This window comes from Pseudomonas sp. DF11, assembly GCF_058148565.1.
In genome coordinates, this window is sequence record NZ_JBYVYN010000001.1 from 1,234,427 (window position 1) to 1,256,161 (window position 21,735).

Here is a 21,735-nt window from a genome sequence, read left to right on the forward strand (position 1 = left end):
CTCTGCTCTGCATAAGAAACGAGAACCTGGCTTCATTCTTTACGTTGACCGAAAGCGATAAATAACCATGACTACAGGCAGTGCTCTGTACATCCCGCCTTACAAGGCAGACGACCAGGATGTGGTCGTCGAACTGAACAACCGTTTTGGCCCCGAGGCGTTCACCGCCCAGCCGACCCGTACCGGCATGCCGGTACTTTGGGTTGCCCGCGCCAAACTCGTCGAAGTCCTGACCTTCCTGCGCAACCTGCCCAAGCCGTACGTCATGCTCTATGACCTGCACGGCGTGGACGAGCGCCTGCGCACCAAGCGTCAAGGGCTGCCCGACGGCGTCGATTTCACCGTGTTCTATCACCTGCTGTCGATCGAGCGTAATAGTGACGTAATGATCAAGGTCGCCTTGTCCGAGAGCGACCTCAGCGTGCCGACCGTGACCGGTATCTGGCCGAACGCCAACTGGTACGAGCGTGAAGTGTGGGACATGTTCGGGATCGACTTCCCCGGCCACCCGCACCTGTCGCGCATCATGATGCCACCGACCTGGGAAGGTCACCCGCTGCGCAAGGACTTCCCGGCCCGCGCCACCGAATTCGACCCGTTCAGCCTGTCCCTGGCCAAGCAACAGCTCGAGGAAGAAGCCGCGCGCTTCAAGCCTGAAGACTGGGGCATGAAGCGTTCGGGTGCCAACGAGGACTACATGTTCCTCAACCTCGGCCCGAACCACCCTTCGGCCCACGGTGCGTTCCGTATCATTCTGCAACTGGACGGCGAAGAGATCGTCGACTGCGTGCCTGACATCGGCTACCACCACCGTGGTGCCGAAAAAATGGCCGAGCGCCAGTCCTGGCACAGCTTCATCCCGTACACCGACCGTATCGACTACCTCGGCGGCGTGATGAACAACCTGCCGTACGTGCTGTCGGTGGAAAAACTGGCCGGGATCAAGGTCCCGGAGAAGGTCGACGTCATCCGCATCATGATGGCCGAGTTCTTCCGCATTACCAGCCACCTGCTGTTCCTGGGTACCTATATCCAGGACGTCGGCGCCATGACCCCGGTATTCTTCACCTTCACCGACCGCCAGCGTGCGTACACGGTGATCGAGGCCATCACCGGTTTCCGCCTGCACCCGGCCTGGTACCGCATCGGTGGCGTTGCCCACGATCTGCCGCGCGGCTGGGAGAAGCTGGTCAAGGACTTCGTCGATTGGATGCCCAAGCGCCTGGACGAATACACCAAGGCCGCCCTGCAGAACAGCATCCTCAAGGGTCGTACCATCGGCGTCGCCGCCTACAACACCAAGGAAGCCCTGGAATGGGGTGTCACCGGTGCCGGCCTGCGTTCCACCGGTTGCGACTTCGACCTGCGCAAGGCGCGTCCTTACTCCGGCTATGAAAACTTCGAATTCGAAGTACCGCTGGCGGCCAATGGCGATGCCTACGACCGCTGCATGGTTCGCGTCGAGGAAATGCGCCAGAGCATCAAGATCATCGACCAGTGCCTGCGCAACATGCCGGAAGGCCCGTACAAGGCGGACCACCCGCTGACCACGCCGCCGCCCAAAGAGCGCACGCTGCAACACATCGAGACCCTGATCACGCACTTCCTGCAGGTTTCGTGGGGCCCGGTCATGCCGGCCAACGAATCCTTCCAGATGATCGAAGCGACCAAGGGCATCAACAGTTATTACCTGACGAGCGACGGCGGCACCATGAGCTACCGCACCCGGATTCGCACCCCAAGCTACCCGCACCTGCAGCAGATCCCTTCAGTGATCAAAGGCAGCATGGTCGCGGACTTGATCGCGTACCTGGGTAGTATCGATTTCGTTATGGCCGACGTGGACCGCTAAGCATGAACAGCACGCTTATCCAGACAGACCGTTTCGCCTTGAGCGAAACCGAGCGCTCGGCCATCGAGCACGAGCTGCATCACTACGAAGACCCGCGCGCGGCGTCGATCGAAGCCCTGAAGATCGTCCAGAAGGAACGTGGCTGGGTGCCCGATGGCGCGCTCTACGCCATCGGCGAGATCCTCGGCATTCCGGCCAGCGACGTCGAAGGCGTCGCCACCTTCTATAGCCAGATCTTCCGCCAGCCAGTGGGCCGTCACATCATTCGCGTCTGCGACAGCATGGTCTGCTACATCGGCGGCCACGAGTCCGTGGTCAGCGAAATCCAGAGCAAGCTGGGCATCGGCCTGGGCCAGACCACCGCCGACGGCCGCTTCACCCTGCTACCGGTGTGCTGCCTGGGCAACTGCGACAAGGCGCCAGCGCTGATGATCGACGACGACACCTTCGGTGACGTCCAGCCTGACGGCGTCGCCAAACTGCTGGAGGGCTACGTATGACCCTGACTTCCTTCGGGCCCGCCAACCGCATCCAGCGTTCGGCCGAAACCCATCCCCTGACCTGGCGTCTGCGTGACGACGGCGAAGCGGTGTGGCTGGACGAATACCAGGCCAAGAACGGCTACGCCGCCGCGCGCAAGGCGTTTGCCGACATGGCTGCGGACGACATCGTCCAGACCGTGAAAGACTCCGGCCTCAAGGGCCGTGGCGGCGCGGGCTTCCCCACTGGCGTGAAGTGGGGCCTGATGCCCAAGGACGAATCCATCACCATCCGCTACCTGCTGTGCAATGCGGATGAAATGGAGCCCAACACCTGGAAAGACCGCATGCTGATGGAGCAACTGCCCCATCTGCTGATCGAAGGCATGCTGATCAGCGCCCGCGCGCTGAAGACCTACCGCGGCTATATCTTCCTGCGCGGCGAATACACCACCGCCGCCAAGCACCTGAACCGTGCCGTGGAAGAAGCCAAGGCCGCGGGCCTGTTGGGCAAGAACATCCTGGGCTCGGGTTTTGATTTCGAGCTGTTCGTCCACACCGGTGCCGGGCGCTACATCTGCGGTGAAGAAACCGCGCTGATCAACTCCCTCGAAGGCCGCCGCGCCAACCCACGCTCCAAGCCGCCCTTCCCTGCCGCCGTCGGCGTGTGGGGCAAGCCGACCTGCGTGAACAACGTCGAGACCCTGTGCAACGTCCCGGCGATCATCGCCGACGGCGTGGACTGGTACAAATCCCTGGCCCGCGACGGCAGCGAAGACATGGGCACCAAGCTCATGGGCTTCTCCGGCAAGGTCAAGAACCCTGGCTTGTGGGAACTGCCATTCGGCGTTACCGGTCGCGAGTTGTTCGAGGACTACGCCGGCGGCATGCGCGACGGCTACAAGCTCAAGTGCTGGCAGCCTGGCGGCGCCGGTACCGGTTTCCTGTTGCCGGAACACCTGGACGCACAAATGTACGCCGGCGGCATCGCCAAGGTGGGCACCCGCATGGGTACCGGCCTGGCCATGGCGGTGGATGACAGCGTCAACATGGTGTCGCTGCTGCGCAACATGGAGGAGTTCTTCTCCCGTGAGTCGTGCGGTTTCTGCACCCCTTGCCGCGATGGCCTGCCCTGGAGCGTCAAGCTGCTGCGCGCCATTGAAAACGGCGAAGGCCAGGCCGGCGACATCGAGACCCTGCTGGGTCTGGTGGGTTTCCTCGGCCCAGGCAAGACCTTCTGTGCTCACGCACCGGGTGCCGTGGAGCCGTTGGGCAGCGCAATCAAATACTTCCGCCCTGAATTCGAGGCCGGCATCGCGCCAACCCGCGCGGGCGATCTCAACCAGGTGGTCACGCCGACCATGGTCGGCGCGTAACGACGCTTTAAAAGGCGAAGGGTCCGTGCCCTTCGCCTTTCGTCCGATGACGCCTTTTACCCAGGCTGTTTGGATTCGGACGAATAACAAGATTCCATTAGCCACGCCCGCTGACACCGGGCCAACGAAGAACTTTGAACCATGGCCACTATCCACGTAGACGGCAAAGAGCTCGAAGTCGATGGCGCAGACAACCTGTTACAGGCATGTCTGTCCCTGGGCCTCGACATCCCTTATTTCTGCTGGCACCCCGCCCTTGGCAGCGTAGGCGCCTGTCGCCAATGCGCGGTCAAGCAGTACACCGACGAAAACGACAAGCGTGGTCGGATCGTCATGTCCTGCATGACCCCCGCCACCGACGGCAGCTGGATCTCCATCGACGACGAAGAAGCGAAAGTGTTTCGCGCCAGCGTCGTCGAATGGCTGATGACCAACCACCCACACGATTGCCCGGTCTGTGAGGAAGGCGGCCACTGCCACCTGCAAGACATGACGGTGATGACCGGCCACAACGAGCGCCGTTATCGCTTCACCAAGCGCACCCACCAGAACCAGGACCTCGGCCCGTTCATCTCCCATGAAATGAACCGCTGCATCGCCTGCTACCGCTGCGTGCGTTTCTACAAGGACTACGCCGGTGGCACCGACCTGGGCGTGTTCGGTGCCCACGACAACGTGTACTTCGGTCGCGTTGAAGACGGCACCCTGGAAAGCGAGTTCTCCGGCAACCTCACCGAGGTCTGCCCGACCGGTGTGTTCACCGACAAGACCCACTCCGAACGCTACAACCGCAAGTGGGACATGCAATTCTCGCCGAGCATCTGCCATGGCTGCTCCAGCGGTTGCAACATCTCCCCGGGCGAGCGCTACGGTGAACTGCGTCGCATCGAGAACCGCTTCAACGGTTCGGTGAACCAGTACTTCCTGTGCGACCGTGGCCGCTTCGGCTATGGCTACGTCAACCGCAAGGATCGTCCTCGCCAGCCACTGTTGGCCAACGGCGCCAAGCTGAGCCTGGACGAAGCGCTGGACAAGGCCGCCGAGCTGCTGCGCGGGCGCAACATTGTCGGCATCGGTTCGCCACGGGCCAGCCTGGAAAGCAACTACGCCCTGCGTGAACTGGTCGGCGCCGAGCACTTCTACAGTGGCATCGAAGCCGGTGAGCTGGAACGCATCCGCCTGGTCCTGCAAGTGCTCAAGGACAGCCCGCTGCCCGTGCCGACGATGCGCGACATCGAAGACCACGACGCGGTGTTCGTCCTTGGCGAAGACCTGACCCAGACCGCCGCGCGCATGGCCCTGGCCCTGCGCCAGTCGGTCAAGGGCAAGGCTGAAGACATGGCCGATGCCATGCGCGTACAGCCATGGCTCGATGCCGCCGTGAAGAACATCGGCCAGCACGCGCTGAACCCACTGTTCATCGCCAGCCTCGCCGAAACCAAGCTCGACGACGTGGCCGAAGAATGCGTCCACGCCGCCCCTGACGACCTGGCGCGCATCGGTTTCGCCGTGGCCCACGCCCTGGACGCCAGTGCCCCGGCCGTCGATGGCCTGGACAGCGAAGCGGCCGCCCTGGCCCAGCGCATCGCCGATGCCCTGCTGGCAGCCAAGCGCCCACTGATCATCGCCGGCACCTCCCTGGGTTCCAAGGCGCTGATCGAAGCCGCCGCCAACATCGCCAAGGCCTTGAAGCTGCGGGAGAAGAACGGTTCCATCAGCCTGATCGTGCCGGAAGCCAACAGCCTCGGCCTGGCCATGCTCGGTGGCGAATCGGTGGACGCCGCCCTGCAAGCGGTGATCGACGGCAGCGCCGATGCCATCGTGGTACTGGAAAACGACCTGTACACCCGCACTGACAAAGCCCGGGTGGACGCCGCACTGAACGCCGCCAAGGTTGTGATTGTCGCCGACCACCAGAAAACCGCCACCACCGACCGCGCCCACCTGGTGCTGCCGGCGGCGAGCTTCGCCGAAGGCGACGGTACGCTGGTCAGCCAGGAAGGCCGCGCCCAGCGCTTCTTCCAGGTGTTCGACCCGACTTACCTGGACGCCAGCATCCTGGTTCACGAAGGCTGGCGCTGGTTGCATGCCCTGCGCTCGACCCTGCTGAACCAGCCGGTGGACTGGACGCAACTGGACCATGCCACCGCCGCCTGCGCCGAGAGCAATCCGCAACTGGCCCGTATCGTCGATGCCGCCCCGTCGGCCTCGTTCCGTATCAAAGGCCTGAAGCTGGCGCGCGAACCGCTGCGCTACAGCGGTCGCACAGCCATGCGCGCGAACATCAGCGTGCATGAGCCGCGTACCTCCCAGGACACGGACACGGCGTTCTCGTTCTCCATGGAAGGCTACTCGGGTTCGACCGAACCGCGCTCCCAGGTGCCATTCGCCTGGTCGCCGGGCTGGAACTCGCCGCAAGCCTGGAACAAGTTCCAGGACGAAGTCGGTGGTCACCTGCGTGCCGGCGACCCGGGTACCCGCCTGATCGAAAGCCAGGGCGATGGCCTGAGCTGGTTCGCCAGCGTGCCGCGCGCCTTCAACCCGGCGCCAGGCACCTGGCAGGTCGTGCCGTTCCATCACCTGTTCGGCAGCGAAGAGAACTCTTCCAAAGCCGCGCCGGTGCAGGAACGCATCCCGGCCGCCTATGTGTCGCTGGCCAAGTCCGAAGCCGACCGCCTGGGCGTCAACGACGGCGCCCTGCTGAGCCTGAACGTGGCCGGCCAGACCCTGCGCCTGCCGCTGCGCATCAATGAAGAACTGGGCGCCGGCCTGGTGGCCCTGCCGGCTGGCCTGGCGGGTATCCCACCGGCGATATTCGGCAAAACCGTCGACGGTCTGCAGGAGGCAGCGCAATGAGCTGGTTCACCCCTGAAGTGATCGATGTGATCCTGACGGTCCTCAAGGCCATCGTGATCCTGCTCGCCGTGGTGGTCTGCGGCGCGCTGCTGAGCTTCGTCGAACGTCGCCTGCTGGGCTGGTGGCAGGACCGCTACGGTCCGAACCGCGTCGGCCCGTTCGGCATGTTCCAGATCGCCGCCGACATGATCAAGATGTTCTTCAAGGAAGACTGGACACCGCCGTTTGCCGACAAGGTGATCTTCACCCTGGCACCGGTGGTGGCCATGAGCGCCTTGCTGATCGCCTTCGCGATCATCCCGATCACCCCGACCTGGGGCGTGGCGGACCTGAACATCGGCCTGCTGTTCTTCTTCGCCATGGCCGGCCTGTCGGTGTATGCGGTGCTGTTCGCCGGCTGGTCGAGCAACAACAAGTTCGCCCTGCTGGGCAGCCTGCGGGCCTCGGCCCAGACCGTGTCCTACGAAGTGTTCATGGGCCTGGCGCTCATGGGCATCGTGATCCAGGCCGGCTCGTTCAACATGCGCGACATCGTCGAGTACCAGGCCCAGAACCTGTGGTTCATCATTCCGCAGTTCTTCGGTTTCTGTACCTTCTTCATCGCTGGCGTGGCCGTGACTCACCGCCACCCCTTCGACCAGCCGGAAGCGGAACAGGAACTGGCCGACGGTTACCACATTGAATATGCCGGCATGAAATGGGGCATGTTCTTCGTCGGTGAGTACATCGGCATCATCCTGATCTCGGCACTGCTGGTGACTTTGTTCTTCGGTGGCTGGCACGGTCCGTTCGGCATCCTGCCGCAACTGTCCTTCGTCTGGTTCGCCCTGAAGACCGCGTTCTTCATCATGCTGTTCGTCCTGCTGCGCGCCTCGATCCCGCGTCCACGCTACGACCAGGTGATGGACTTCAGCTGGAAATTCTGCCTGCCGCTGACCCTGATCAACATGCTGGTGACCGCTGCGATCGTTTTGATGAACGCGCCTGCGGCCGCGGTTCAGTGAGGATTTGACCCATGTTCAAATATATTGGCGACATCGTTAAGGGTACCGGTACCCAACTGCGAAGCCTGGTCATGATCTTCGGCCATGGCTTTCGCAAGCGCGACACCCTGCAATACCCCGAGGAGCCGGTCTATCTGGCGCCGCGCTATCGCGGCCGCATCGTCCTGACCCGCGACCCCGACGGCGAAGAGCGCTGCGTGGCCTGCAACCTGTGCGCCGTGGCGTGCCCGGTGGGTTGCATCTCGCTGCAGAAAGCTGAAACCGAAGACGGTCGCTGGTACCCGGACTTCTTCCGCATCAACTTCTCGCGCTGCATTTTCTGCGGCCTCTGCGAGGAAGCGTGCCCGACCACCGCGATCCAGCTCACGCCGGATTTCGAAATGGCCGAGTTCAAACGTCAGGACCTGGTGTACGAGAAAGAAGATCTGCTGATTTCCGGTCCCGGTAAAAACCCTGATTACAACTTCTATCGTGTTGCAGGTATGGCCATTGCCGGTAAGCCAAAAGGCGCCGCGCAGAACGAAGCCGAACCGATCAACGTGAAGAGCTTGCTGCCTTAAGGAAGAAAGATGGAATTCGCTTTCTATTTCGCATCGGGTATCGCAGTGGTGTCCACGCTTCGCGTGGTCACCAACACCAACCCCGTGCACGCCCTGCTCTACCTGATCATTTCGCTGATCGCCGTGGCCATGACCTTCTTCGCCCTCGGCGCGCCGTTTGCCGGTGCGCTGGAAGTGATCGCCTACGCCGGCGCCATCATGGTGCTGTTCGTGTTCGTGGTGATGATGCTCAACCTCGGCCCGGCCGCGGTCCAGCAGGAACGCTCCTGGCTCAAGCCCGGCATCTGGGCGGGACCGGTGATCCTGTCCGCCCTGCTGCTGGGTGAACTGCTGTATGTGCTGTTCGCTCACCAGAGCGGCCAGGCCATCGGCCACACCACCGTAGGCGCCAAGGCCGTGGGCATCAGCCTGTTCGGTCCGTACCTGCTGGTGGTCGAACTCGCCTCGATGTTGCTGCTTGCCGCAGCCGTCACGGCGTTCCATTTGGGCCGTAACGAGGCGAAGGAGTAATCACATGCCTGCTATCCCTCTCGAGCATGGTCTGGCGGTTGCCGGCATCCTGTTCTGCCTCGGTCTGGTCGGCCTGATGGTCCGCCGCAACATTCTGTTCGTGCTGATGAGCCTGGAGGTCATGATGAATGCCTCCGCCCTGGCCTTCATCGTCGCGGGCGCTCGCTGGGCGCAGCCGGATGGACAGATCATGTTCATCCTGGTGATCAGCCTGGCAGCCGCCGAGGCCAGTATCGGCCTGGCGATCCTGTTGCAGCTGTATCGCCGCTTCCACACTCTCGATATCGACGCTGCCAGCGAGATGCGCGGATGAACCTACTCTTTCTGACTTTCGTATTCCCCCTCATCGGTTTCCTGCTGCTGTCGTTCTCCCGTGGACGCTGGTCGGAAAACCTCTCGGCGCTGGTTGGCGTGGGTTCCATCGGCCTGTCTGCCATCGTCGCGGCCTACGTGATCTGGCAATTCAACGTCGCCCCGCCCGAAGGCGGTGTGTTCGTACAGGTGCTGTGGCGCTGGATGGCGGTGGAAGGCTTCACGCCGAACTTCGCCCTCTATCTGGACGGCCTGTCCATCACCATGCTCGGCGTGGTGGTCGGCGTGGGTTTCCTGATCCACCTGTTCGCCTCCTGGTACATGCGCGGTGAAGCCGGTTATTCGCGTTTCTTCGCCTACACCAACCTGTTCATCGCCAGCATGCTGTTCCTGGTACTCGGCGATAACCTGCTGTTCCTGTACTTCGGCTGGGAAGGCGTGGGCCTGTGCTCGTACCTGTTGATCGGTTTCTACTACAGCAACCGCAACAACGGGAATGCCGCACTCAAGGCGTTCATCGTGACCCGGATCGGCGACGTGTTCATGGCAATCGGCCTGTTCATCCTGTTCCAGCAACTGGGCACGCTGAACATCCAGGAACTGCTGGTCAAGGCGCCGGAACACTTCAAGGTCGGTGACTTCTGGATCGTCCTGGCGACTCTGATGCTGTTGGGCGGTGCCGTCGGTAAATCCGCGCAACTGCCACTGCAAACCTGGTTGGCGGACGCGATGGCCGGCCCTACCCCGGTTTCGGCACTGATCCACGCCGCGACCATGGTCACCGCCGGTGTCTACCTGATCGCCCGTACCCACGGCCTGTTCGCCTTGGCGCCGGACATCCTGCACCTGGTCGGCATCGTCGGCGGCGTGACCCTGGTCCTGGCCGGTTTCGCCGCACTGGTACAGACCGACATCAAGCGCATCCTCGCCTACTCGACCATGAGCCAGATCGGTTACATGTTCCTGGCCCTGGGCGTTGGTGCCTGGGAAGGCGCGATCTTCCACCTGATGACCCACGCCTTCTTCAAGGCGCTGCTGTTCCTTGCTTCCGGTGCGGTGATCGTTGCCTGCCACCACGAGCAGAACATCTTCAAGATGGGCGGCCTGTGGAAGAAACTGCCGCTGGCCTACTTAAGCTTCATCGTCGGCGGCGCGGCCCTGGCGGCCCTGCCACTGGTGACCGCCGGTTTCTATTCCAAGGACGAGATCCTCTGGGAAGCGTTCGCCAGCGGTAACCAAGGCCTGCTCTATGCCGGCCTGGTGGGTGCGTTCATGACCTCGCTGTACACCTTCCGCCTGATCTTCATCGCGTTCCACGGTGAAGCCAAGACCGAAGCCCACGCTGGCCACGGCATTGCCCACTGGCTGCCACTGTCGGTGCTGATCGTGCTGTCGACCTTCGTCGGCGCCATGATCACCCCACCGCTGGCCGATGTGCTGCCGCAAAGCGTCGGCCATGCCGGCGGCGAAGCCAAACACAGCCTGGAGATCGCTTCGGGTGCCATCGCCCTGGCGGGTATCCTGCTGGCCGCCCTGCTGTTCCTGGGCAAGCGTCGTTTCGTCACGGCCATCGCCAACAGCGGTATCGGGCGTTTCCTTTCGGCCTGGTGGTTCGCCGCCTGGGGCTTCGACTGGATCTACGACAAACTGTTCGTCAAGCCATACCTTGCGATCAGCCACATTCTGCGCAAAGACCCGCTCGACCAGACCATTGGCCTGATCCCGCGCATGGCCAAGGGCGGCCACACTGCCCTGAGCCGTACCGAGACCGGTCAACTGCGTTGGTATGCGGCTTCCATGGCGGCTGGCGCCGTGCTGGTTATCGGCGCCATCGTGCTGGTAGCGGTCTGATATGAACCTTGCGAACTTGCGAAAGGAAACGAGCCCGTCATGATTCTGCCCTGGCTAATCCTGATCCCCTTCATCGGCGGCCTGCTGTGCTGGATCGCGGAGCGCTCCAGCTCCACGCTCCCGCGCTGGATTGCGCTGCTGACCATGTCCCTGGAACTCGCGCTCGGCCTCTGGCTGTGGGCGACCGGCGACTATTCATTCGCTCCGGCCCCTGGCGCCGATCCGACCTGGGCGCTTGAATTCAAGCACGCCTGGATCGCGCGCTTCGGCATCAGCGTGCACCTGGCCCTCGACGGCCTGTCGCTGCTGATGATCCTGCTGACCGGCCTGCTGGGTATCCTCTCGGTCCTGTGCTCCTGGAAAGAGATCCAGCGTCACGTCGGCTTCTTCCACCTAAACCTGATGTGGATCCTGGGCGGCGTCGTCGGCGTGTTCCTGGCGCTGGACCTGTTCATGTTCTTCTTCTTCTGGGAAATGATGCTGGTGCCGATGTACTTCCTCATCGCGCTCTGGGGTCACAGTTCTTCGGACGGCAAGAAAACCCGGATCTACGCAGCGACCAAGTTCTTCATCTTCACCCAGGCGTCCGGCCTGATCATGTTGGTGGCGATCCTTGGGCTGGTGCTGGTCAACTTCAACAACACCGGCGTGATTACCTTCAACTACGCCGACCTGTTGAAAGTGCAGATGTCCAAGACCACCGAGTACGTGCTGATGCTGGGCTTCTTCATCGCCTTCGCGGTGAAGCTGCCGGTGGTGCCGTTCCACTCCTGGCTGCCGGACGCCCACGCCCAGGCACCGACCGCAGGTTCCGTGGACCTGGCGGGTATCTTGCTCAAGACCGCGGCCTATGGCCTGCTGCGCTTTGCCCTGCCGTTGTTCCCCAACGCCTCGGCGGAGTTCGCACCAATTGCCATGACCCTGGGCCTGATCGGGATTTTCTACGGTGCGTTCCTGGCCTTCGCCCAGACCGACATCAAGCGCCTGATCGCCTTCTCCAGCGTTTCGCACATGGGCTTCGTACTGATCGGGATCTACTCCGGCAGCCAGTTGGCCCTGCAAGGCGCGGTGATCCAGATGTTGGCCCACGGCCTGTCGGCCGCCGCACTGTTTATCCTCAGCGGTCAGTTGTACGAGCGTCTGCACACCCGGGACATGCGTGAGATGGGCGGCATCTGGTCGCGTATCGCCTACCTGCCAGCCATCAGCCTGTTCTTCGCGGCCGCGTCCCTGGGCCTGCCGGGCACCGGCAACTTCGTCGGCGAGTTCCTGATCCTGATCGGCACTTTCGTCAGCGCGCCATGGATCACCGCCATCGCTACGTCCGGCCTGGTGTTCGGTTCGGTCTACTCGCTGATCATGATTCACCGCGCCTACTTCGGCCCATCCAAGTCGGACGAAGTGCTGCGCGGCATGGACGGTCGCGAACTGATCATGGTGCTCGGCCTTGCGGTGCTGCTGGTTTACCTCGGCGTTTCCCCGCAGCCGTTCCTCGACACCTCTGCCGCCACCATGCATGGCGTGCAGCAGTGGCTCGGCACCGCCTTCTCTCAACTCGCTTCGGCCCGGTAAGAGCGCTATGGAATTCACGATTCAACACTTTATCGCGCTTGCGCCGCTGTTGATCACCAGCGCCACGATCATCGTGGTGATGCTGGCAATCGCCTGGCGCCGCAATCACTCCCAGACCTTCCTGCTGTCGGTGGCGGGGCTGAACCTGGCCCTGCTGTCGATCCTGCCGGCCCTGAAAGTCGCGCCCCTGGCGGTTACGCCGTTGATGCAGATCGACAGCTTCGCCTGCCTGTACATGGCGCTGATCCTGGTCGCCACCCTGGCCTGTGTCACCCTCGCCCACGCCTACCTCGGCGATGGCGGCTCGGGTTACCCGGGCAACCGCGAAGAACTGTACCTGCTGATCCTGATGGCCGCCGCCGGTGGCCTGGTCCTGGTCAGCGCGCAGCACCTGGCCAGCCTGTTCATCGGCCTGGAACTGCTGTCGGTACCGGTCTACGGCCTGGTGGCCTACGCCTTCTTCAACAAGCGCTCCCTGGAAGCCGGCATCAAGTACATGGTGCTGTCGGCGGCCGGTTCCGCGTTCCTGTTGTTCGGCATGGCCCTGCTCTACGCCGAAGCCGGCACCCTGAACTTCGTCGGCATCGGCCAGGCCCTGGCGGCCACCGGCCTGCCTAGCCCGATCGCACAACTGGGCCTGGGCATGATGCTGATCGGCCTGGCGTTCAAGCTGTCGCTGGTACCGTTCCACCTCTGGACCCCGGACGTCTACGAAGGCGCCCCGGCGCCGGTGGCGGCCTTTCTGGCCACCGCGTCGAAAGTGGCAGTGTTCGCAGTAATGGTGCGGCTGTTCCAGATCTCGCCCGTGGCCAGCAGCGGTGTGCTGAGCAACGTGCTGACCATCATCGCCATCGCGTCGATCCTGTTCGGTAACCTGCTGGCACTGACCCAGAGCAACCTCAAGCGTCTGCTCGGTTACTCGTCCATCGCCCACTTCGGTTACCTGCTGATCGCCCTGATCGCCAGCAAGGGCCTGGCCGTGGAAGCCATCGGCGTGTACCTGGTCACCTACGTGATCACCAGCCTCGGCGCCTTCGGCGTGATCACCCTGATGTCCTCGCCGTACAACGGCCGCGACGCTGATGCCCTGTACGAGTACCGCGGCCTGTTCTGGCGCCGCCCGTACCTGACCGCCGTGCTGACCGTGATGATGCTGTCCCTGGCCGGTATCCCGCTGACCGCCGGCTTCATCGGCAAGTTCTACATCATCGCCACCGGCGTCGAGGCTCACCAATGGTGGCTGGTCGGCTCCCTGGTGCTGGGCAGTGCCATCGGCGTGTTTTACTACCTGCGCGTCATGGTCACCCTGTACCTGATGGAACCGAACCTGCGTCGCCACGATGCCGAGTTGCACTGGGAGCAAAAGGCAGGCGGCGTGATGCTGCTGGCCATCGCCGTACTGGCGTTCTTCCTCGGTGTGTACCCGCAGCCGTTGCTGACCCTGGTCCAGCAGGCAGGCCTGACGGGCTGATCGCCTGGACGCTGTAGCCAATCGAAAAAGCCCGTATCGCAAGATACGGGCTTTTTTTTTGCTGAAAACAAAGCCCTGCGCACTGAGCAATGTGGATTCCATCCAGACGGCATGACGTCCAGATGCTCCAGCAAGGCTATCCTTGAGACCGGCCAACAGGCAGGTGTTGAAGGAGAGATACGGTTGAAAGTCGATTTTGAATGCGTGGTCGTGGGTGCTGGCGTTGTCGGACTCGCCGTGGCTCGGGAGATGGCCCGGGCGGGTCACGAGGTGCTGCTGATCGAAGCGGGCGAAGCCATCGGCACGGGCATCAGTTCGCGCAACTCCGAAGTCATTCATGCCGGCATCTATTACCCACCAGGCAGCCTCAAGGCGCAGTTGTGCGTTGAAGGTCGGCACAGGTTGTATGACTATTGTGAGCACCACGGTGTCGAGACCCGCCGCCTCGGCAAGTTGATCGTTGCCAAGGACGAGACGCAGAAGGCCGGGCTCTACGCCCTGCTCGAACGAGGCCTGGCCAATGGCGTGGACGACCTGCGCTTGCTCGATCGGCAACAGGCGCTGGAACTGGAGCCCGCCCTGGCGTGCGTCGCCGCGCTGTATTCGCCCTCCACCGGTATCGTCGATTCCCACGCCTTGATGTTGGCCTTGCAGGGTGACGCCGAAGCGGCCGGGGCGACTCTCGCGTTTCATACGCCTCTGTCGAGCGCACGGATCAGTGCCGATGGCTTTCTGCTGGAATTGGGTGGCACGGCGCAGATGAGCCTGTCCTGCCGCCGACTGATCAACGCCGCCGGCCTACAGGCACCCGCCCTCGCCCGTCGCATCGACGGCCTGGCGCCGCAAACGGTGCCCGACGACCACCTCTGCAAGGGCAACTACTTCAGCCTCGCCGGAGGTGCGCCGTTCCGGCACCTGGTCTACCCCGCGCCGGAAGCCGCCGGCCTGGGCATCCATATGACCCTGGACCTGGCGGGCCAGGCGCGTTTCGGCCCCGATGTCGAATGGATCGAGCGCGAAGACTACCGAGTCGACCCGGCGCGGGCCGAAGCCTTCTACCCGGCGATCCGCAATTACTGGCCAGGCCTGCCGGACCAGAGCCTGCAACCGAGCTATAGCGGCCTGCGTCCGAAAATCTCCGGCCCGGGCGAACCTGCCCGTGACTTTCTCATCAGCAGCCCAGCCGAACATCAGGTTCCGGGATTGATCAACCTGTTCGGGATTGAATCGCCAGGGCTGACCTCCTGCCTGGCGATCGCCGCACGGGTCCAACAACTGATTGCAAGCGTCTAGCCATAGCGCAAAGTGCAAGGCGTTTTCCCCAGCCTCTTGCAGCTTGCACGAACATAAAACCAGCGACAAATTCAACCACTTGTTTTTAAACAACTTTTTATTAAGGCCCAACTGGCACGGCTGATGCAATTTACCTCTTACACGGCGTTGGCGCTTGAAGCCAACCCGTAACCGTGAATTGCCTGGAGCTACTATGAACGCCATCGACCTGTTGAAAGCCGACCATGAACGCGTCAAAGCCATCCTGACTCAACTGAGCGAGTCGACCGACCGCGCCGTGAAAAAACGCACTGACCTGTTGGCGAAATTGGAAATGGAAATTTCCATCCACACCCGCCTGGAAGAAGAAATTCTTTACCCGGCTTTCAAGCAGGCAGGGGGCAAGGACGAGGCCGAAATGTATTACGAGGCCAAGGAAGAACACCGCACCGTCGACTCACTGGTACTACCGGACCTGAAAACCACCGATCCGACCCAACCGGAATTCGCCGGTCGGGTGAAAGTGGTCAAGGAACTGCTTGAGCACCACATCGAGGAAGAAGAAAAGGAAATGTTTCCCCTCGCGAAAAAACTGCTGGGCAAGGCAAAACTCGATGCCCTGGGTGCAGACATGGAAACCATGAAAGCGCAGTACAAGAAGGAACTGAGTAGCGCCAACCTCGCCGCCTGATCGAAGCGCCGTGGATGCTTCAGCCGTCATGGGACGGCTGAATGCGTCGCGGCGCTTTACTGCATTTGTTCACGCAAGAATTCCACCAACGCCTGCACCGGGCGTGCACTTTGCCGATGCTGGGGATATACCGCCGACAGCGCCAGCGATTCGGTTTCGAAGCCTTTCAAGACCTGGACGAGCCGCCCATCCTTCAAGGCATCACCGAGGATGAACGTCGGCAGATAGGTGATGCCCATGCCGGCAATGGCTGCGTCCCTGAGCAAATCACCATTATTGGCGCGCATGCGTCCGGTGACCTCCAAGGTCAACGACTTGCCCACCCCACCGAATCGCCACTGCACTTGTCGACTGTGCCCATAGGGCAGGCAGTCATGATTGCGCAGGTCTTCAGGTCGCGCGGGGGTGCCTTTTTGCGCCAAGTAGCCGGGACTGGCGCAATACACCCGTTCGATGGTGGCGATGCGCCGGGCAATCAGCGTCGAATCCTCCAGCACACCGATACGCAGCGCCAGGTCGTAGCCCTCCCCCAGCAGGTCCACCGAGCGGTCGCTCAGGTCCACCTCGACGCTGACGCCCGGATAGCGTTGCAGAAACAACGGCAACAAGCTGCCCAGGTGCGCCATGGCGAAGGACAGCGGCGCGCTGAGGCGAATGGTGCCGCGGGGCTCGCTGGTCTGGCCGCTGATGCCCTGCTCCACCTGTTCGACTTCATTGAGCAGGCGCAGCGCCGCTTCGTAATAGCGCTGGCCCAGGGGCGTCACGTCGAGCCGGCGGGTCGAGCGATTGAGCAGGCGCACGCCCAGGCGCTGCTCCAGCGCCATGAGCTTGCGGCTGACGAACTGCTTGGACAGCCCCAGCTTGTCCGCCGCAGCGGTGAAACTGCCCGACTCCATGACCTGGGCAAAGATGCGCATTTCTTCGAAGGGGTTCATTGTCATTCCAGGGTGGGGCTTTAGAGAGACATCCAAGCCGAATACAAAACCTGTGGCGAGGGGATTTATCCCCGCTGGGCTGCGCAGCAGACCCAATAATTGAATCATATGAATATTCTGACACACCCGGTTGGCCGATTCTGGGGCCGCTGCGCAGCCCTGCGGGGATAAATCCCCTCGCCACAAGGGGCATTTGCCAGATAGAAAGATGCCCGCACATCGGCGGGCATCAGTTCAGCCAAGCGCAGCTTACTTGGCCGTCAATGCCGAGTAGCTGTTCATCAGGTTGCGGTAGTTCGGAATGCGCGGCGACAGCAGGTTCGCCAGGCCTACCATGTCGTTGCGCCAGTCGCCCTGCAGCTCGCACGCCACCGAGAACCAGTTCACCAGTTGCGCACCCGCCGCAGCCATGCGCGCCCAGGCCGCTTGCTGCACGGTTTCGTTGAAGGTGCCCGAGGCATCGGTGACCACGAAAACCTCAAAGCCTTCAGCCAGCGCCGACAAGGTTGGGAACGTTACGCAAACGTCGGTCACCACACCGGCGATGATCAACTGCTTGCGGCCGGTGGCTTTTACGGCCTTGACGAAATCTTCGTTGTCCCAGGCATTGATCTGGCCTGGACGTGGAATGTACGGCGCGTCCGGGAACAGCTCCTTCAACTCTGGCACCATCGGACCATTGGGACCGTTTTCGAAGCTGGTGGTCAGGATGGTCGGCAGCTTGAAAAACTTCGCCAGGTCGGCCAGGGCCAGCACGTTGTTCTTGAACTCGTTCGGCGAGAAGTCCTGGACCAGGGAAATCAGGCCAGTCTGGTGATCGACCAGCAGGACGACCGCGTCGTCCTTGTTCAGACGTTTGTAGGCGGGAACGTTGCTCATGGGATGACTCCTTTGGGATGGATGTTACGAAACCTGTGGGAGCGGGCTTGCTCGCGAAAGCGGTGTGTCAGCTTGCGACGTTGTCGGATGTGCCGACGCATTCGCGAGCAAGCCCGCTCCCACAGGGGGATCTGTGTGTAATCAGTCAGAAGGCAAAGCAGGAACAGCCAAACGCGCCCCAGAAGCCTTGGAAATCGCTGACCGGTACGTTCGACAACCGCGCCCGTTCATGGCTATGGGAATGCACTTTGCAAGGACCGCTGCATTGGTGGACCTGCGCCTGCAACGGTGAAGTCGGACGCCAATGGCCCGGGACCTTGACCACCGGCGACCAGTCCGGCAGCACTGGTACACTGGCCGGGCCGAGTTTTTCGAAGTCACCGGCGGCGTACACCACCTTGCCGTCCACCACCGTCAGCACCGACTCGATCCACTTGATGGCTTCTTCCTCGACGCTGAAGAAGTCCGCGCTCAGGGCCGCCAGGTCCGCCAGTTGGCCGACCTTGATCTGGCCTTTCTTGCCCTGCTCCGAGGAGAACCAGGCGCTGCCATGGGTGAACAGCTCCAGCGCGGTCAGGCGCGGCAGGCCCTCTTCATGCAACGAGAGGCCGCCGACGGTGCGGCCGCTGACCATCCAGTACAGCGAGGTCCAGGGGTTGTAGCTGGAGACGCGAGTGGCGTCGGTGCCAGCGCCCACCGGCACGCCTTCGGCGAGCATGCGCTTGATCGGTGGCGTGGCTTCGGCGGCCTTGGCGCCGTAGCGGTCGACGAAGTATTCACCCTGGAAGGCCATGCGATCCTGGATCGCGATACCGCCACCCAGCGCTCGCACGCGCTCGATGTTCTTCGGCGTGATGGTCTCGGCGTGGTCGAAGAACCACGGCAGGCCATTGAACGGGATGTCGCGGTTGACCTTCTCGAACACGTCGAGCATGCGGCTGATGGATTCGTCATAAGTGGCGTGCAAACGGAATGGCCAGCGCTGCTCCACCAGATGCCGGACCACCGGCTCCAGGTCCTGCTCCATGCCCGGCGGCAGGTCCGGACGCGGCTCGAGGAAGTCCTCGAAATCCGCCGCCGAGAACACCAGCATTTCCCCGGCGCCGTTGTGCCGCAGGAAATCGTCGCCCTGGTGCAGCTTGACGCTGCCGGTCCAGTTCTTGAAATCGCTGAGCTCTTCCTTGGGCTTCTGGGTGAACAGGTTGTAGGCGATGCGCACCGTCAACTGCTGCTCGCGGGCCAACTGCTCGATCACCGCGTAGTCGTCCGGGTAGTTCTGGAAACCGCCGCCGGCATCGATGGCACTGGTCAAGCCCAGGCGATTGAGTTCACGCATGAACTGGCGCGTGGAGTTGACCTGATATTCCAACGGCAACTTCGGCCCCTTGGCCAACGTCGAGTAAAGGATCATCGCGTTAGGCCGCGCCACCAGCATGCCAGTGGGTTCGCCTTTGCTGTCGCGCACGATCTCGCCACCCGGTGGGTTCGGCGTGTCACGGGTGTAGCCGGCCACCCGTAGCGCGGCGCGGTTGAGCAAGGCGCGGTCATACAGGTGCAAGACGAACACCGGGGTGTCGGGAGCTGCCTGGTTGAGTTCTTCCAGGGTCGGCATGCGTTTTTCGGCGAACTGGAATTCGTTCCAGCCGCCCACCACGCGTACCCATTGTGGCGTCGGCGTGCGGTCGGCCTGGTCCTTGAGCATGCGCAAGGCATCGGCCAGGGACGGCACGCCTTCCCAGCGCAGTTCGAGGTTGTAGTTCAGGCCACCGCGGATCAAGTGCAGGTGCGAGTCATTGAGCCCGGGGATGACGGTGCGGCCCTTGAGGTCGATGACCTGGGTGCCGCTGCCGCGCAGGGCCATGGCCTCGGCGTCGGTCCCTACCGCGACGAAACGCCCCTGGCTGATGGCGACCGCACTGGCGCGGGGCTTTTCACGGTCGACGGTATGGAACTGGCCATTGAACAGAATCAGATCGGCGTTCATCGGATTTCCTTCTGGATGAGTAGAGGCAAGGGACAGCCGCGGCCAGAAAGCCGCCGCTGCGCTGAGCAAGGACCCGGCGGCGAGCAATTGGCGACGCAGCGGATCGGTTGGGTCGTCCTTATTGGCCATGGCCGGGCTCCAAATGCTCGTGGGCTTTCGAGGCTTCAAGCCATGGCGCGAACAAACGGGTCGCCAGCGGCATGCACACGTACACCACCGAGAGCACGATGGTCAGGGTGATCAGGAACGTCGCCACCACGTAGTTGGAAAGAAAAGCGTGGAGTTGCAGCAACGGTCCCCAGATCAGCGGCACCAACAAGGTGTGCGGCAGGATCACCAACAGCGTCACCACGGCCTGCTTCCAGCGCGGCGGCGGTGTGGCCGCGTCGGCCAACGGGGCGAACCAGAATTCCTTGTGCTGCGCGACTTCGGTCTGGTCGCCGTCGGCCAGCAATGGCGTGGCTTCCTCCACCAGTTCACGACGCTCGGGGGAGTCCAGCCAGCGCTGCATGGCCTCGGTGGAGCAGAACCGCAGCACGCAGGTAAACAGTGACAACCCGCCCTGCTTGCCCCGCACCACATCCACCCCCAGGTGCCCCGGCCACTGACCGGCCACGCGCACGATGCGGCGCAACCAGGCCTCGTACGCCGCGTCCTGGCCGGCCTTGATCCGGTGCTTGACCACCAGGGTCACGATTTCGTCAAAACCGGGCTTGGCCGGGCTCGCGGTGGATTCGATGGCTTGAGATTCAGACATGACGTAACGCTCCAGCAAAACGCGTGTTCATCGCCAGGCGTCCAGGCCCGGCAATGAATACGCTGGTAAATATGATCAGCAGCAACCAGCCGAACTGCCCTTCTTCCAGGCTCCACTGCGGGTGCACCACCAGCAGTGCCACGGCCAGCAGAAACAGGATCGGCAGGCACGCCAGGCGCACCAGCACACCGGCCATGATCAGCAGCGGGCACAGCACCTCGGCGAAAATCGCCAGGATCAAGGTCGGGGCCGCGCCCAAGTGAAACGGGTCTTCGATACGGGTCAGCTCGACGCTGTAGTGCAACAGCTTCGGCAGCCCATGGACCCAGAGCAGAAACAGCGCGCCACTCAGGCGCAGGAACAGCAAGCCCAGATCCTGCAGGGAACGTTCGTCAGAGATATTCATCGGTGAGCTCCGACCGCGTCCGCCAAGGCGGCCGCCGGCAACGGTTGGGACATGTGACTGGCAATGCGCGAGCGCAACCAGCGCTCGGCCGGGTCGTTGTCATGCACGCCGCTCCAGACCATCGACAACTCAGCGGCATTGATCTCGAAAGGCGGGTCCTCGGCCCGCAACGCGCAGCCTTCCACCAGCGCGCAGGCGGCATAGTCGGGCACGGTGGCGATCAACTCGGTGCCGGCCAGCAAGGCCCGCAGCCCACTGAACTGCGGCACCGCCAGCACGACTTTACGGGCCCGGCCGATGCGGGCCAGGTCCAGGTCGATGTTGCCGCTCAGGTCACCCGAGAACGAGACCATGGCGTGGGGCCGCGCGCAGTATTCGTCCAGGGTCAGTGGCCCTGGGCGCTTGTCGCCACGCAAGACCTTGCAGGGGATGTCCCGCAGTTTCTTACGCTTGGCATTGGCCGGCAGATCAGTGGTGTAGCTGACCCCGACGCTGATTTCACCACTGGCCAGCAGCGACGACATCAGCAGGAAATTGGCCCGGCGCACCACCACGATGATCCCCGGCGCTTCTTCGCGCAGTTGGCTCAGCAATGGAGGAAACAGGCCGAATTCGGCATCGTCGGACAGCCCGACGCGAAACACGTCGCAACTGGTGGACGGATCGAATGCCTTGGCCCGGCTGACCGCGCTGGAAATCGTGTCCATGGCCGGTTGCAGTTCTTGCAGGATCGCCAAGGCGCGCGGAGTCGGTTCCATGCCCCGACCGTGGCGAATCAGCAACGGATCATCGAACAGATCCCGCAGCCGCCCCAGCGCCGCGCTCACCGCCGGCTGGCCCATGAACAGCTTTTCGGCGACGCGGGTCAGGTTTTTCTCGAACATCAGCGCCTCGAAGATCACCAGCAGGTTCATGTCGAGACGGCGTAAATCGTTGCGGTTCATGGGTGTGAGTCCTATCGATCCTGT

The 21,735-nt window shown here is 62.7% G+C and carries 19 protein-coding genes; 13 read left to right on the plus strand and 6 right to left on the minus strand.

Annotated elements, in window-relative coordinates:
* Positions 1-67: 67 nt before the first annotated feature.
* The 13 genes from nuoC to AC30D9_RS05240 all read left to right on the plus strand — a co-directional run bounded on the left by nuoC (position 68) and on the right by AC30D9_RS05240 (position 15,806).
* Positions 68-1,852 carry an NADH-quinone oxidoreductase subunit C/D gene (nuoC, locus tag AC30D9_RS05180; protein WP_490143589.1) on the plus strand — a complete coding sequence of 595 codons (1,785 nt, stop codon included), beginning with the start codon at positions 68-70 and terminating at the stop codon, positions 1,850-1,852.
* 2 nt (positions 1,853-1,854) lie between these two features.
* Complete coding sequence (gene nuoE, locus AC30D9_RS05185; RefSeq protein ID WP_109755558.1) at positions 1,855-2,352, plus strand: NADH-quinone oxidoreductase subunit NuoE; 498 nt, start codon at positions 1,855-1,857, stop codon at positions 2,350-2,352.
* Complete coding sequence (gene nuoF / locus AC30D9_RS05190; RefSeq protein WP_109755559.1) at positions 2,349-3,707, plus strand: NADH-quinone oxidoreductase subunit NuoF; 1,359 nt, start codon at positions 2,349-2,351, stop codon at positions 3,705-3,707. The genes nuoE and nuoF overlap by 4 nt, the downstream gene beginning before the upstream one ends.
* 141 nt (positions 3,708-3,848) lie before the next feature.
* Positions 3,849-6,563 carry an NADH-quinone oxidoreductase subunit NuoG gene (gene nuoG / locus AC30D9_RS05195; RefSeq protein ID WP_134924982.1) on the plus strand — a complete coding sequence of 905 codons (2,715 nt, stop codon included), beginning with the start codon at positions 3,849-3,851 and terminating at the stop codon, positions 6,561-6,563.
* Positions 6,560-7,567, plus strand: coding sequence for an NADH-quinone oxidoreductase subunit NuoH (gene nuoH, locus AC30D9_RS05200; protein ID WP_092196998.1), 1,008 nt, complete (start codon positions 6,560-6,562; stop codon positions 7,565-7,567). Before nuoG ends, nuoH begins: the two co-directional genes overlap by 4 nt.
* Before the next feature lie 11 nt (positions 7,568-7,578).
* Positions 7,579-8,127 carry an NADH-quinone oxidoreductase subunit NuoI gene (gene nuoI / locus AC30D9_RS05205; RefSeq protein ID WP_003180051.1) on the plus strand — a complete coding sequence of 183 codons (549 nt, stop codon included), beginning with the start codon at positions 7,579-7,581 and terminating at the stop codon, positions 8,125-8,127.
* A 9-nt stretch (positions 8,128-8,136) separates the two neighbouring features.
* Positions 8,137-8,637: an NADH-quinone oxidoreductase subunit J gene (nuoJ, locus tag AC30D9_RS05210; protein ID WP_003180049.1), complete on the plus strand. Its 501-nt coding sequence runs from the start codon at positions 8,137-8,139 to the stop codon at positions 8,635-8,637.
* 4 nt (positions 8,638-8,641) lie between these two features.
* On the plus strand, positions 8,642-8,950 hold the full coding sequence (nuoK, locus tag AC30D9_RS05215) for an NADH-quinone oxidoreductase subunit NuoK (RefSeq protein ID WP_003180046.1): 309 nt from the start codon (positions 8,642-8,644) through the stop codon (positions 8,948-8,950).
* Positions 8,947-10,800 (plus strand): NADH-quinone oxidoreductase subunit L, encoded by a 1,854-nt coding sequence (nuoL, locus tag AC30D9_RS05220; RefSeq protein WP_490143590.1) that lies wholly within the window; start codon positions 8,947-8,949, stop codon positions 10,798-10,800. The genes nuoK and nuoL overlap by 4 nt, the downstream gene beginning before the upstream one ends.
* 39 nt (positions 10,801-10,839) lie before the next feature.
* Complete coding sequence (gene nuoM, locus AC30D9_RS05225) at positions 10,840-12,372, plus strand: NADH-quinone oxidoreductase subunit M (protein WP_490143591.1); 1,533 nt, start codon at positions 10,840-10,842, stop codon at positions 12,370-12,372.
* Between the two features lie 7 nt (positions 12,373-12,379).
* Entirely contained in the window at positions 12,380-13,843 is a 1,464-nt protein-coding gene (gene nuoN, locus AC30D9_RS05230; RefSeq protein WP_109755563.1) for an NADH-quinone oxidoreductase subunit NuoN, read from the plus strand.
* Positions 13,844-14,026: 183 nt separating this feature from the next.
* Complete coding sequence (locus tag AC30D9_RS05235) at positions 14,027-15,136, plus strand: NAD(P)/FAD-dependent oxidoreductase (RefSeq protein ID WP_490143592.1); 1,110 nt, start codon at positions 14,027-14,029, stop codon at positions 15,134-15,136.
* Between the two features lie 193 nt (positions 15,137-15,329).
* Positions 15,330-15,806 (plus strand): PA2171 family ribosome-binding persister protein, encoded by a 477-nt coding sequence (locus tag AC30D9_RS05240; RefSeq protein WP_109755564.1) that lies wholly within the window; start codon positions 15,330-15,332, stop codon positions 15,804-15,806.
* Between the two features lie 56 nt (positions 15,807-15,862).
* Here AC30D9_RS05240 and AC30D9_RS05245 read toward each other — a convergent pair whose 3' ends face one another.
* The 6 genes from AC30D9_RS05245 to AC30D9_RS05270 form a co-directional block, all read right to left on the minus strand.
* The gene (locus AC30D9_RS05245) at positions 15,863-16,741 is read right to left on the minus strand and encodes a LysR family transcriptional regulator (RefSeq protein ID WP_134924985.1); all 879 of its coding nucleotides are present in this window, start codon (positions 16,739-16,741) and stop codon (positions 15,863-15,865) included.
* Between the two features lie 249 nt (positions 16,742-16,990).
* Positions 16,991-17,620 carry an isochorismate family cysteine hydrolase YcaC gene (ycaC, locus tag AC30D9_RS05250; RefSeq protein WP_307571765.1) on the minus strand — a complete coding sequence of 210 codons (630 nt, stop codon included), beginning with the start codon at positions 17,618-17,620 and terminating at the stop codon, positions 16,991-16,993.
* 145 nt (positions 17,621-17,765) lie between these two features.
* Positions 17,766-19,604: an amidohydrolase gene (locus AC30D9_RS05255; protein ID WP_307572415.1), complete on the minus strand. Its 1,839-nt coding sequence runs from the start codon at positions 19,602-19,604 to the stop codon at positions 17,766-17,768.
* A gap of 118 nt (positions 19,605-19,722) precedes the next feature.
* Positions 19,723-20,361 (minus strand): antibiotic biosynthesis monooxygenase, encoded by a 639-nt coding sequence (locus AC30D9_RS05260; RefSeq protein WP_134924987.1) that lies wholly within the window; start codon positions 20,359-20,361, stop codon positions 19,723-19,725.
* Positions 20,354-20,767, minus strand: a complete 414-nt coding sequence (locus AC30D9_RS05265) for a DoxX family protein (protein ID WP_134924988.1) — start codon at positions 20,765-20,767, stop codon at positions 20,354-20,356. Before AC30D9_RS05265 ends, AC30D9_RS05260 begins: the two co-directional genes overlap by 8 nt.
* Complete coding sequence (locus AC30D9_RS05270; protein ID WP_134924989.1) at positions 20,764-21,711, minus strand: LysR family transcriptional regulator; 948 nt, start codon at positions 21,709-21,711, stop codon at positions 20,764-20,766. The genes AC30D9_RS05265 and AC30D9_RS05270 overlap by 4 nt, the downstream gene beginning before the upstream one ends.
* Positions 21,712-21,735: the final 24 nt, after the last annotated feature.